12 protein-coding genes are annotated in these 12,473 nt (G+C 61.9%); 1 reads left to right on the top strand and 11 read right to left on the bottom strand.

Annotated features, from left to right (window positions below):
- Positions 1 to 23 precede the first annotated feature (23 nt).
- The 11 genes from ftsX to AC5RTT_RS02460 all read right to left on the bottom strand — a co-directional run bounded on the left by ftsX (position 24) and on the right by AC5RTT_RS02460 (position 9,464).
- On the bottom strand, positions 24 to 938 hold the full coding sequence (gene ftsX, locus AC5RTT_RS02510) for a permease-like cell division protein FtsX (RefSeq protein WP_494008685.1): 915 nt from the start codon (positions 936 to 938) through the stop codon (positions 24 to 26).
- Entirely contained in the window at positions 935 to 1,723 is a 789-nt protein-coding gene (gene ftsE / locus AC5RTT_RS02505) for a cell division ATP-binding protein FtsE (protein WP_494050793.1), read from the bottom strand. The genes ftsX and ftsE overlap by 4 nt, the downstream gene beginning before the upstream one ends.
- A 186-nt stretch (positions 1,724 to 1,909) precedes the next feature.
- Complete coding sequence (gene prfB, locus AC5RTT_RS02500; protein WP_494103102.1) at positions 1,910 to 3,025, bottom strand: peptide chain release factor 2; 1,116 nt, start codon at positions 3,023 to 3,025, stop codon at positions 1,910 to 1,912.
- An 87-nt stretch (positions 3,026 to 3,112) separates the two neighbouring features.
- Positions 3,113 to 3,526, bottom strand: a complete 414-nt coding sequence (locus AC5RTT_RS02495) for a pilus assembly protein TadG-related protein (protein WP_494143910.1) — start codon at positions 3,524 to 3,526, stop codon at positions 3,113 to 3,115.
- A gap of 29 nt (positions 3,527 to 3,555) precedes the next feature.
- Positions 3,556 to 4,050 (bottom strand): hypothetical protein, encoded by a 495-nt coding sequence (locus AC5RTT_RS02490; RefSeq protein ID WP_494143877.1) that lies wholly within the window; start codon positions 4,048 to 4,050, stop codon positions 3,556 to 3,558.
- On the bottom strand, positions 4,031 to 4,447 hold the full coding sequence (locus AC5RTT_RS02485) for a TadE/TadG family type IV pilus assembly protein (RefSeq protein WP_494143876.1): 417 nt from the start codon (positions 4,445 to 4,447) through the stop codon (positions 4,031 to 4,033). The genes AC5RTT_RS02490 and AC5RTT_RS02485 overlap by 20 nt, the downstream gene beginning before the upstream one ends.
- A gap of 5 nt (positions 4,448 to 4,452) precedes the next feature.
- The gene (locus tag AC5RTT_RS02480) at positions 4,453 to 4,662 is read right to left on the bottom strand and encodes a hypothetical protein (RefSeq protein ID WP_494143875.1); all 210 of its coding nucleotides are present in this window, start codon (positions 4,660 to 4,662) and stop codon (positions 4,453 to 4,455) included.
- An 80-nt stretch (positions 4,663 to 4,742) separates the two neighbouring features.
- On the bottom strand, positions 4,743 to 5,684 hold the full coding sequence (locus AC5RTT_RS02475; RefSeq protein ID WP_494143874.1) for a type II secretion system F family protein: 942 nt from the start codon (positions 5,682 to 5,684) through the stop codon (positions 4,743 to 4,745).
- The gene (locus AC5RTT_RS02470; protein WP_494143873.1) at positions 5,681 to 6,538 is read right to left on the bottom strand and encodes a type II secretion system F family protein; all 858 of its coding nucleotides are present in this window, start codon (positions 6,536 to 6,538) and stop codon (positions 5,681 to 5,683) included. Before AC5RTT_RS02470 ends, AC5RTT_RS02475 begins: the two co-directional genes overlap by 4 nt.
- Positions 6,535 to 7,758, bottom strand: coding sequence for a TadA family conjugal transfer-associated ATPase (locus AC5RTT_RS02465; RefSeq protein ID WP_494143872.1), 1,224 nt, complete (start codon positions 7,756 to 7,758; stop codon positions 6,535 to 6,537). Before AC5RTT_RS02465 ends, AC5RTT_RS02470 begins: the two co-directional genes overlap by 4 nt.
- A 167-nt stretch (positions 7,759 to 7,925) precedes the next feature.
- Positions 7,926 to 9,464, bottom strand: coding sequence for a glycosyltransferase family 39 protein (locus AC5RTT_RS02460; RefSeq protein ID WP_494143871.1), 1,539 nt, complete (start codon positions 9,462 to 9,464; stop codon positions 7,926 to 7,928).
- Between the two features lie 566 nt (positions 9,465 to 10,030).
- On the opposite strand from AC5RTT_RS02460, the gene AC5RTT_RS02455 reads away from it, so the two are divergent.
- Complete coding sequence (locus AC5RTT_RS02455) at positions 10,031 to 12,433, top strand: GH25 family lysozyme (RefSeq protein ID WP_494143870.1); 2,403 nt, start codon at positions 10,031 to 10,033, stop codon at positions 12,431 to 12,433.
- The last annotated feature ends 40 nt before the right edge of the window (positions 12,434 to 12,473 follow it).

Below are 12,473 nucleotides of genomic sequence, written 5' to 3'. Positions count from 1 at the left end.
CATTCCTTGTTTGGTTTGCATACCTAGACGCGAAGGTATCGGCGCAAGGTCAAGAGAGACGAAATTCCAGCCAAGGATCCGCCAAGGATTAGCAGGGCAGGAGCGAGAATAAGGGTTTGCCCGGACGAGATGAACGCAGTATCCGGGTATTGCTCGGACATGTATTCGCCCAGGAAGAAGTGGGCAACGGCCCACAACGTTCCGGAGGCCAGGGCCGCACCGATTACGGCGGCGATGACGCCCTCCAGGATGAAGGGCAACTGGATGACCGTCTTCGAAGCGCCCACCAGCCGCATGATGCCCGTCTCCCGGCGCCGGCTGAACGCGGAAAGCCGGATGGTGGTGGCGATGAGGAGAATGGCGCAGACGATCATGACACCGGCGATGCTGACAGCCACCAGGGAGGCGCCGTTCATAACCGAGAACAGGCGCTCCAGGAGCTGGCGCTGGTCGATGACTGTTTCCACGCCCGGCTGGGACGAGAAGGTTTCGCTGATGATCTGGTACTTCTCCGGGTCCTTCATGTTGATCCGGAACGACGCCGGCAGCTGGTCCGGGGTCACGGAGTCCACAATGGGCGAGTTGGAGAACTGGTCCTTGAAGTGCTTGTAGGCCTCTTCCTTGGACTCGTACTGGAAGTCGTTGATGTACTGCGCAACCGCCGGTGACTCCAGGAGGCTGTTCAGGCTCTCCTGCTGTTCCGGGGTGACGGGCCCGCCCGCGCAACCGGCCGCCGTCGAACCTTCACTGCAGAGGAAGATGGCCACCTGGACTTTGTCGTACCAGTAGCCCTTCATCTGGTTGATCTGCATCTGCAGCATGCCGGCGGCGCCCACGAACGTCAGCGACACGAAGGTGACCAGGATGACGGAGACCACCATGGACAGGTTGCGCCGCAGGCCGCTGCCGATCTCGGAGAGGATGAATGCCAGCCTCATCGCTGCGCCCCGCCTTCGCGCCCGTCGCCCGGCAGGCCGGCGCCAGGTTCTTCCCTGCCGCTGGCGTCCTTGAGCCTGCGTGACTGTCCCACGACCGGGATCATTGAGGTGTACAGGGCCTTGGCCTCGTCACGGATGACCACGCCGTTCTGGAGTTCCACCACGCGTTTGCGCATCTCGTTGACGATGTCGTCGTCGTGCGTGGCCATCACAACGGTGGTGCCGTTCTGGTTGATCTTGTCCAGGACGCCCATGATGCCCATGGACGTGGTGGGGTCGAGGTTTCCGGTGGGTTCGTCGGCGAGGAGGATTCCAGGCCGGTTGACGACGGCGCGGGCAATAGCCACGCGCTGCTGCTCACCGCCGGAGAGCTCGTGGGGCATGCGGTGTTCCTTGCCCTCCAGCCCCACGGTCTTGAGCACCTCGGGAACGGTGTCCCGGATAACGCTGCGGCTCTTGCCGATGACCTGCATGGCAAACGCCACGTTGGCGAACACATTCTTTTGGGGCAGGAGCCGGAAGTCCTGGAAGACGACGCCGATGCCGCGCCTGAGCCGAGGTACCCGCCAACTGGAAATCTTGGCCACGTTCTGCCCAGCGACGTAGACGGCGCCGGAGGTGGCACGGTCTTCCTTCAGCACCAGGCGGAGGAACGTGGACTTGCCGGAGCCGGATGCGCCGACGAGGAAGGCGAATTCGCCGCGGTCAATCTCAAGGTTGACCGAGTCCAGCGCAGGCCGGGCTTTCTGGTCGTAGACCTTGGTGACATTTTCGAATCGGATCATGGCCCTAAGTACCCTGCAGGGCATGGCCGATCCTTACGAATGCAGCCCAGTTCTGCAGCCGGTGCACGGGTTTCTGTTGGGGAAATAGGGCCCCGGCCCCTCGACTATACGCAGGAAGGCCCGCGCATTACATCGTTTTCAGGGGGCGTGTCGCTGGATCCTTGGCTGGCGGGGCCGGAGGCACCCCTACTTTGCGGCGTTGCGGTTGTCCGTGCGCCAGCGGATTCCGGCATCGATGAAGTCATCGATCTCGCCGTCGAACACAGCCGACGTGTTGCCGACTTCGTGTTCGGTCCGGAGGTCCTTGACCATCTGGTACGGGTTGAGGACGTAGGAGCGCATCTGGTCGCCCCAGGAGGCCTTGACGTCGCCGGCCAGCGCCTTCTTTTCGGCGTCTTCCTGTTCCTTCTTGAGGAGGAGCAGCCTGGACTGCAGGACCCGCATGGCCGCCGCGCGGTTCTGCAGCTGCGACTTTTCGTTCTGCATGGACACCACGGTGCCCGTGGGAATGTGCGTCAGGCGAACTGCCGAGTCCGTGGTGTTCACGGACTGGCCGCCCGGGCCGGAAGACCGGAAGACGTCAACGCGGATTTCGTTGTCCGGGATTTCGATGGAGTCGGTCTGCTCGATCAGCGGGATGACCTCCACGGCCGCAAACGAGGTCTGCCGCCGGCCCTGGTTATCGAACGGGCTGATCCGGACCAGGCGGTGGGTTCCGGCCTCGACGCTGAGCGTGCCAAAGGCATACGGCGCCTTCACTTCGAAGGTTGCCGACTTCAGTCCGGCTTCTTCGGCGTAGGACGTGTCCATCACCGTGGTGGGGTATCCGTGGCGTTCCGCCCAGCGGAGGTACATCCTGAGCAGCATTTCGGCGAAGTCGGCGGCATCCACGCCCCCGGCTCCCGCGCGGATTGAAACGACAGCCTCGCGCTCGTCATATTCGCCGGACAGCAGTGTCACGACTTCGAGTTCCTTGAGGGCCTTGCGGATGGACTCCAGTTCGGTGGCCGCTTCTCCCATGGAGTCGGCGTCATCCTCGTCCTGGCCCAGTTCCACCAGGACTTCGAGGTCGTCGATGCGGGACTCCAGGCTGGTGAGGCGTTCCAGCTCGGACTGACGGTGGGACAACCTGGAGGTGATTTTCTGCGCCGCGGCGGGGTCGTCCCACAGGTCCGGCTCCCCTGCCCGCTCGCTCAGTTCGGCGATGTCTTCCTTGAGTGCCTCAACGTCAGTGACGCGTTCGATGGAAGCGTAAGTGGCGCGGAGCGCGCGGATTTCAGCGGAAAAATCAATATTGGCCATGGTCGTTTAAGCCTACGCTATCCGTCCCGCGGCCCTTGCCCGGGTGCTGTCCCGTCCCTGAACGCCAGGTGGGGATGCGGGCGGAGATCAGCGAGTCAGCCGGGAGCGCGCCGTTGAAGTCGCTTCTATTGGAATGCCGTCGGGGACCAGGAAGTTCACCACGGGTGGGTGCACAGCGGCGGTGAGAACCACGACGGCGGTGGAACCGTCGGGCGACCCCGTCGCCCCGGCTACAGCAAGGGCATCAAAACGTTCCGCTGCAGGGCTGCTGGCAACAAAGTCAGCAGCCACGTTCCGGACGCGGGCCGGATTGAGGACGGCAGATGGGCTTGCTCCATGAGACTCGACTTCGCCGAGCGTGAAGCTGTCTGCTGCCGCGAGGGAGGCGCCATCCGCGAGTGAGAGCAGCCGTTTATGCTCCAGGTAGACCGCGGTGATGCCGATCATGACCGTTGCCACCAGCAGGGCCACGGCAACGAACCCGAGGATCATCACCATCATCTGGCCGTCTTCACTGGACTTGCTAATTTTCACCGGAACCTGCCCACCAGTTGGGTTGCCGATGCCTCTACCTCGGTTGCTGAGAGCCGGAGGCCGTCACCGAAGGGGATGAATGGCAAGGGGATGGTAAGGCTGACGGTTGTGGTGACCGCGGTTCCCGGGGCCTGGCAGTCGGCAGGGCTGCAGCTGATGGAAACCTGTGCCAGTTCAGGGCCGTGCCCAAAGTCGGCTAGTGCCAGGGCCGCGGCCTGTTCCGCGGCGGTCCGGGCCGTGGGTGCATCAGGCTGGGCTACGTAGACTTTGGCGGCTTGGTCTGCCGCGCCCACAACGGCAAAAGAACCGCCCTGGATCTGTCCCACGGTGATGATGAAGTACACCAGCGGGACCATCAGGAGGAGTCCAAGGAAGGTGAACTCAACTACGGCACTCCCCTGCTCTCTGTTGTCCGTCGCCGGCCCTAGGAACAGCACATCGCGCAGGCGGTTTTCGAGCCGGCGCATTCCGTCAGGGCTGCAGGGCCGCATGGCCTTTCACCTCCAGCATGTCCCGCGGACCAATCAAGCCAATAACGGGCATGGGCGCCCGCACTGTCACTTCCAGTGTCCGGATGCCCCGGACGGTCACTTCGCTGGTGCTGACCTGTTCGGCAAAGCCCGGGCTCAGCGCGGTGGCGATAAGGGCGCGGCTGCGCTCTTCAGCGTCGGCGGCACTGCGGTCAGCAAGGGTCCCGTAGCGGGCCCCGGAGGCTGCGGCATCGATCAGGGTATTGCGGACGTGTAGAACCAGGGTCAGCTGAATGACGGCGAGGAAAAACATTGTGAGCAGTCCACCCACAAGGACAAAGTCCACCACGGCCGAGCCCTGTTCCCTGGGCGCGAGTACCTGGCGGGCCGTTAGGGCCCCGCGGCCCGACTTTGTCATGTGCTTTAGCTGCCCACCTTGTCCATTGCCTGGTTGAACATTGTCTCCAGGGCTGGTCCCGCGAGCGCCAGGAGGGCAGCAACAAGGACGGCGGACATCAGCGTGATCATCACCCAGCCAGGTACGTCGCCCCGCTCGGGGTGGTCGGTGGCAGGGCGGCGCGCGGCTGCGAGCGCCAGAAGCAACATCCTGCAGCGCATTCCCAGGTTTTTCATCCTTCGTCCTCTTCCTTTTTCGGTAGTCCGGTTTTCAGTATCACGGGGCCGGGCCAGGCACCCGGTGTTGATTTCAAGAACTAGAAGCCCAGACTGATGGCCGCGATGCCGGGGAAAACGGCGAACACGACTGTCAGTGGAAGCACGCCGAAGACTAGTGGCACCATCATGGCGATTTCCTTCTTGCCGGCGGACTCCATCAGGTCGCGCTTGGCGGTATCGCGCACATCCTGTGCCTGGGCGCGAAGCACATCCGCCAAAGGCGTGCCGCGTTCGACTGCCACAATGATGCCGTCTACGAATCTGACCAGCGGGGCCAGATCGGTTCGTGCTGAGAACTCCTGCAGTGCCAGCACGAGTGGCTTGCCGGCCCTCGTCTCTGCGAGGATCCTGGAAAACTCTTTCGCCAGTTCGCCCTTGGCGCTCCGGGAGACCCGGGCCAGAGCGCCGGTCGCGCTCTCCCCTGCACCCACAGCCAGCGCCATGAGTTCTGCCAGGCTTGGGAATTCAGCCATCATCTTCGCCTCCCTGCGCCGGACCTGGACCCCCAGCCAATAGTCCCGCAGCATGAAACCGCCGATGGCACTGCCGAGGACGGCCAAGGCCGCGAACAGCGCGTTGAACCGTCCCGCGGCTGCACCGACCAACGTCAAACCCAGGGCCGCCGCAAACCCCGCTGCCGCCCAGAGGAGTTGTTCTGCCCTGAAATCGATGGTCGGCTTGCCGATTCCGGCCTGCGCAAGCCGGCGGACGGTGGCCCCCGGTGAGGGATTCAACTTTCCGAGCGCGGTCAGCAGGTCGCGTATGACGGGGCGCAGAATCCTTTCGAGCGGGCCGAACGGGGTAACTGTCTGCTCTCCGGTATGCAGCAGCCGCGACTCCAGGTTCTGGGACTTGAGCTGGGGCTCAATCCGCTCCGCAAACGTCGTTGCCCGCATATACGGCGACCTAAAGATGACGAGCCACAGGCCAATGCCCAGAAGTGTTCCACAGACGATGGCGGCTGGCGAGGCAACAGTCACCGGAGCACCCGCTCTTCCTCTGGCAGGGCCCCTATTTTCAGCATGATGGAGTAGCAGATCAGGGAAACAACGAGGCCGCCGAGCAGTACCGCGGCGCCCGCCGGCGTGTTGTACGCTTGCACTGCCTCCGGCCGGGTGGCAAGCAGGATCATGACGACCCACGGTGCCGCTACAGCCAGCCGTGCGGCGTTTATGGTCCAGGACTGCCGTGCTTCCAGTTCGCTGCGGGTGCGGGCGCTCTCGCGCAAAAACTCGCTTAGTGTGGCCAGCAGTCTGCCCAGGTCCGAGCCGCCCACTTCCCGCGTCAGGCGTAAGGCTTCGACGATGCGGTCCGCCACGGGATCGGCCAGCTTGTGCTTGAGCTTGTTGAGCGAACCGTCGAACTGTCCGCCGGCGCGGTAATCCGCGCCGAATTCGCGGAATGCCGGCCGTAGTTCTTCGGGCCCCTTGTCGCCAAGCTGGATCAGTGCCTCGGGCAGCGGCAGTCCTGCCCGAATGGCGGAACGCAGGTGGTCCACGACGTCCGGCCACAGCTGGCGAAGCATGGCCGTCCTCTTTTTGGCACGCCATCGCAGGATGGTGACGGGGAGCCAGCCCGCAAACAGCCCGAAGCAGGCCGCGATGGGCCAGGAGCGGCTGACCGCGAAGAAGACCAGGGCCACGAACAGAGCAAGGCCCAGGCAGGTGCCCAGCAGCCCGCTGACCGATACTTTGTCCACCCCTGCTGCAACCAGGAGATCGGCTACCCGGCTTGGTTTGCGGTTTCGGCGTCCCGGCTGCGGGGATTCCCACAGCGACCACCAGATGAGGAACAGCCCTGTTCCTGTCGTTACCCCCAGCAAGGCAGAAATCATCGCGGATCCAGCAGTGCAGCGACGTCGAAGCCTGCGCGCGCGAATTTCTCCGCCGCCGGCATGCTGTTGGCGCGGGGCTGCAGGACCCCGTCCGTCATGGCGAAAACAAGTGATGACTCGATGATGCCGTTTTCCACGCGGCGGCCGAGGGACAAGATTTCGGTAACCTCCCTGCGTCCGTCCGGCCGCCGGCTGCAGTGCACCACAAGGTCGATGCATGAGGCGACTGTGGGCACAACAAAGGCTGATGAGATGTTTTCACCCGCCAGGAGGGGAAGGGTGCAGATCTTTGTCACGGCGTCATGGGCGGAGTTGGCGTGGACGGTGCACATACCCGGAAGGCCGGAGTTGAGCGCAATGAGCATGTCCAGGCTCTCCGCCTCGCGGACTTCTCCGACAACCAGGCGGTCCGGCCGCATGCGCAGGGCTTCCTTCACCAGGCGGCGGAGTGGGATCTCTCCTTCTCCTTCGAGGTTCGGCTGCCGGCACTGGAGCCCCACAACGTCGCGCAGCGGGAGCTGCAGCTCGAAGATCTCCTCGACCGTGATGACCCGCTCCCTGCTTCCAATGCCCGCAGCAAGGCAATTCAGCATGGTGGTTTTGCCCGCCTGCGTGGCTCCTGACACCAGGATGTTGAGCCCGCTTGAAACAGCCGCACCGAGGAACCGCCCTGATTGTGGAGTCAGGGTGCCCAGTTCGACGAGATGTTCGAGCCGGCTGGCTTTAACAACGAATTTTCTGATATTTACTGCCCAGTGCCGGCGCGTGACGTCGGGAATCACTACATGCAGCCGGGAGCCGTCGGGCAAAGCCGCATCAACGAACGGGGAGGACATGTCCAGGCGGCGGCCGGAGCTCTTGAGCATCCTCTCCACCAGATCCCGCACCTGCTGTTCCGAAAGGCTCAGGGACGTCAGTTCGGACTCACCGTTCCTGGCCACAAAGATTTCATTCGGGGCATTAAGCCAAATCTCTTCTATGGAAGGATCGTCGAGCAATGGCTGCAGGATTCCAAAGCCAGCCACTGCATCAAAAAGGAAGCGGCGTGCCGTATCCAAAGGGCCAAGCGGCGGTAGCGGACCCGTAAGCGCCCGCTCATCGTAGTCAACAACGACAGCCTCAACCAGCCTTCGGACCTCGCCTGCCTGCCTCATCGGATCAAGTCCCCTGCGCCGGATGAGCTCGCGGACTTCATCCTCGACAATTGCCAGAGCATCCATTTTGTTCCCCCAAACGACTGCCTTCCCCAGCGGACGGCAGTGCGATTGGGTCAAGCCTAGGGAGGCCGAAGCACGGTAACAAGTCTCGGCCGTTCAAGTGTGGAAAACCAAGGTTTCGACCTACGTGACAGGAACTTAGCCGCGAAGGGCAAGTGCCTGATCGAACTTCACTGCTTCATCCACAGGGTGACAACATGGCCGGGACCACTGGACGACGAGGCGGCCTGATAGCCGAGACTGCTCAATTGTGCCGCGTAGGCACTGTCCTGCTTAACCTTGGACACCAGCCAAATGCGTGACGGGAGCGGAGCCTGGATGGACAGGTCCACCACCGGGGCATCAACCGATATGGGGTGGGTGAGGGGAAGCGGTTGAGGCTGCGCTATGTCCACAAGCCCCTTGAAATCCTCGGGGTACAGGTCAATGGCGCTTCGCGCGGTATCCGTAGGGATAGGGCTGGGCTCAATAAGCAGGCCGTCACCACTGCTTGACTGTTTGTCGATTGTTGCCGCGATGAACGAGAAGTCGTTCCAGGGGATCTTGGCATAGGGCTGACGCTGGGACACGATCAGCACCAAGCAGCCCAGAATCAGCAAAGAGGCCACGATCTGTTTGACATGGGGTCTCAGCAGCAGGAGGCATTCGGCCAGGAGCATCGCGAAAAATGGAGCTGACGACGTGAAGTACCGCCCCATCAGAACCGGTTCATCAAGTACTGACTGCCCCCACAAAACTCCCACAGCGAGCACCAGAGGTATGGCCGCCAGCGCAAGGCGCGTCATGGGCAGAGGACGGCGCCCGGCCAGCAAGGGTGCAACAACCGTCGCTGCGGCGAGGATAGACAAACCCACCGCAATGTAATGCAGGGGGATGAAAGCCCCGTTCGGATTGGGGTCCACCCGGGACGTGAACCATGCCTCAACCAGTGCCTGGTCCGCGATATTGAACGGGGCGGTCGCAATCCAACCGACCTGATGACGTTGCTGGACGCCAAGGATACCGAGCGGGAGACATGCGAGGCCGGCCAGGAGTGAGCTCGCAGCCGCAGCCAGCCGCTGGCGGCCGGGCAGAACTGCGAATGCGACAATGACGAGGCCGATGAGCGGCAGTGCGGAAAACAGATGCGCACTGACCGCTCCGATCATGGCGAACCCTAGCAACGGCGCGTACCACAGTGATTTTCGTTGGTGCAGCTTCACTACTGAGAAAAGCGCAAGGGCGGTGAACATCGCTGAAAAAGCGTACGGCCGGGCTTCAATCGCCATCGCCGTCATTCTGGGCAGCAGGGCAAAGCAGAGGGCGTAGGCCAGCTGAGCCTTCCAGCCCCCCACGGCTCGGCCTGTGGCAGCCATGGCTGCGGTCCCCACGCCTACGGCCACCACGCTTGGCAAGCGCAGCCAGAATGGATCTATTTCCGTCAGCCTTGCCCAGAAATGCATTAAGACGTAGTAGGGCCCAAATACTCCATCGATGTGCTTCCACAGCTCCGCCATCTCGGCGACGGAGTATTTGATGATGTGGGCTGTCGCTGCCTCGTCCAACCAGGGTGACGGAACCCAGACCCCAAGGAAGCTGATGCAGAAAGCAAGCAGACCCAGAAGGATGCTGCTAAGGAAGGGTGTTCGACATCTATCAAGAAACGGGCGCGAGCCTGTTCCCGTTTCGGTGGCCGCCTGTGAAAAGGAAAGCCGAAGCAATGAACTCACAGGCTCAAACTCTACAGCAGGACCAACACCCACCTGCTCAGGTTTGTCCAGGGGACCGCCCGCCAAACAAGTGGGAGCCTGTCAGTAATCGATCCCGGTCGCCCCGCTTAAGCAACAGCCAATCCAGTGGTGGCTAAACACACCTATCACAGAGGTAACCTGGACCCCTCTAGTTCCACCGGTAACGGCGATGCTATGGTGAGCGCGTTAATGTCGAATACAACCTGTCAGGCGGCTCCCTGGGGGGAATCACCGAAGCAGTACAAAAATGAGCGCTCATATGGCGCCACATTGTCTCCGGAGCAAATATGAAGCGGAACCCGTCTCAGTCCCGTCGCACTTCCCTTCACCTTGTGGGAATACCTGTGCTCATTGGCTCCCTGCTAGCAGGTCCGGGGTTTTCGGAGGTGGCCTCCGCCGTCGAACCGACTCCGACGCCAACTGCTTCATCCTCTGCTGAATCGACAGTCCAAACTAAAGTTCCTGCACCGCCCCCGGCGCCGGCCCGTGAAGAAACATCAGCCCCAGCCCCGCAGCCGGCACAGTCGGCCGAGGCAACGAAGTCCATGGCAGAGGCCATCGGTACGGGCGGCGCTGAGATGGGACAGCGTTCGGCGCGGGTTGCAGCGTCATCTCCCTCCGGCTCCTTCCGGAAGCTGAGCGAGGAAACGTTGTCGGCGGAGGGAACATGGATGCCCACCTTCGGTGTCCAGGGACTGGACGTCAGTGGGCACCAAACCTACGTGGACTGGCAGCAGCAATGGAACATGGGGGCGCGTTTTGCCTACGTCAAAGCCTCCGAGGGCAGTTACTTCACCAATAACCTCTTTAGCTCGCAATACCAGGGGGCGCGGAATGTGGGGATGATCAGGGGCGCTTACCACTTCGCGATTCCCAACTGGTCTTCCGGGGCAGAGCAGGCCCGCTACTTTGTGCAGAACGGCGGAGGATGGTCGAGTGACGGGTACACGATGCCACCGGTGCTGGATATCGAGTTCAACCCCTACGAAGGCCGGACAGACTTTCCCGGCTGGACGCCGGGAAATACCTGCTATGACATGTCGCCTTCGCAATTGACCTCTTGGGTCCGCGACTTCGGCAACACTATGCTTGCACTCACTGGGCGGCTCCCAGTCATCTACACGAACACAAGCTGGTGGAATCAATGCCTGGGAAACCCGGCTGGCTTTGGCGACTACCCCCTCTGGATTGCCGCATACCCGAAATACCCAACCAACGATGCCGGGTCCGTTCCTACCGCAAGCTGGAGCACCTACAGCATATGGCAGTACAGCAGCACCGGCCCCTTCCCCGGTGACTCTAACGTCTGGAATGGCGATTACACGCAGCTGAAGACGTTCGCAACCGGAGCGCCCCCGCCAGCCCCAACAGACCGGACACGAAAACTCGTATCTCCGGGAGACTTTGACGGTGACGGCAAGGCGGATCTGGTAAAGCGCGAACGTGATGGAACTTTGTGGTTCTACCCAGGCGACGGCACTGGAAAGTTCGGCACCGGGCGGAAGATCGGCGATTTCGGGTGGGACGCGTTTGACCGGGTACTCGGGATGGGTGACTTCAACGGAGACGGGAAGAACGACCTGATGGCCCGGAAGATCGAAGGGTCGCTCTGGTTCTACGCTGGAACCGGGACTGTCTCCTCCACCGCGAGGGGCTACCTCAGTGGTGTTAGGGTGGGCGATTTCGGCTGGGAAGCCTTTGACAGCCTGCTGGGAGTCGGCGACTTTGACGGGGACCGAAAACCCGATTTGTTGGCACGTGTTCCTGCCGGCGACCTCTATCTCTATTCAGGCATGGCGACAGGCAGGCCGGGTGCGTCCCGAAAAATTGATTTTGGTTGGCAAATTTTCGATCAGGTCTTCCCAGCCAGGGATTTCAACGGAGACGGCACCAATGATCTTGCTGGCAGAAAACCCGACGGCACTTTATGGCTGTATTCCAACACGGGCAGCGCCGTCTTGGTCAATGGCCGCCAAATCGGAACGGGCTGGCAAATATACGACGCCATTGTAGGCACCGGGGACGCAAATGGTGACGCTATGGCAGATTTCGTGGCAAGCGAGCCTGCTGGAGCCGTTTACTTCTATGCCGGAACAGCCATGAAAGACCTGGGTTATGAATCGCCAAAAAAGATTGGCGACTTCGGCTGGGAAGCCTTTGACGCCCTCGTAGGCACCAAGGATTTCAACGGTGATGCGAAAGCCGATCTACTTGCCAGAAAACCAGACGGAACGCTCTGGTTCTATCCAGGCACGGGAACAGGTGCCTACGGTGCGAGCAAGCGGATAGGCGATTTCGGCTGGCAGATTTTCGATTTGCTGGTGGGCGTGGGTGACTTCACGGGCGACGGCAAGGCAGATTTGGCGGCGCGTGGCAAGGACGGGACCCTGTGGCTCTACCCGGGCACAGGCACCGTTACCACCACCAGCAACGGCTATTCCGCCCCTATCCGGATTGGCAATTTTGGCTGGAGCGTATTCACTGCGCTTGCCGGCGTCGGCGACTACAACGGGGACGGCAAGAACGACATCCTTGGCCGTATGGCGGATGGGTCCCTCTGGTTGTACGCAGGCACCGGTCGAGTCGATGCCAACAACAACGGCTATCGGGCGGCAGTCAAAGTTGGTGAGTTCGGCTGGGAACTCTTTGACTCGATCGTTGGCCCCGGCGATGTCAACAGTGATGGTAAAAGCGACCTCCTCGCCCGAAAACCAGACGGCACCATGTGGTTCTATGCCGGCAATGGGAGCGGTTATCCCGGTGCCGCCCGCAGGATCAGCACCCAGTGGACCTCATTTGACATGGCAGTGGCAGCGGCAAACCTGAATTCGGACGGCATTCCCGACCTGGTCGCTCGTCAACCTGACGGGTCCTTGTGGACATTCCCAGGCACTGGGATGAGACCGACTGAGGGCTACCTGGGCCGCAGCTTCGCCATCAATTTTTGACGACCCTCCGCACACCTTCCCGCAAGGATGAGTAATCTGC

Source organism: Arthrobacter sp. Y3221157, from assembly GCF_059089865.1.
Note: the sequence above shows the minus strand (reverse complement) of the source record. Positions and strands in the feature narration are given on the sequence as shown.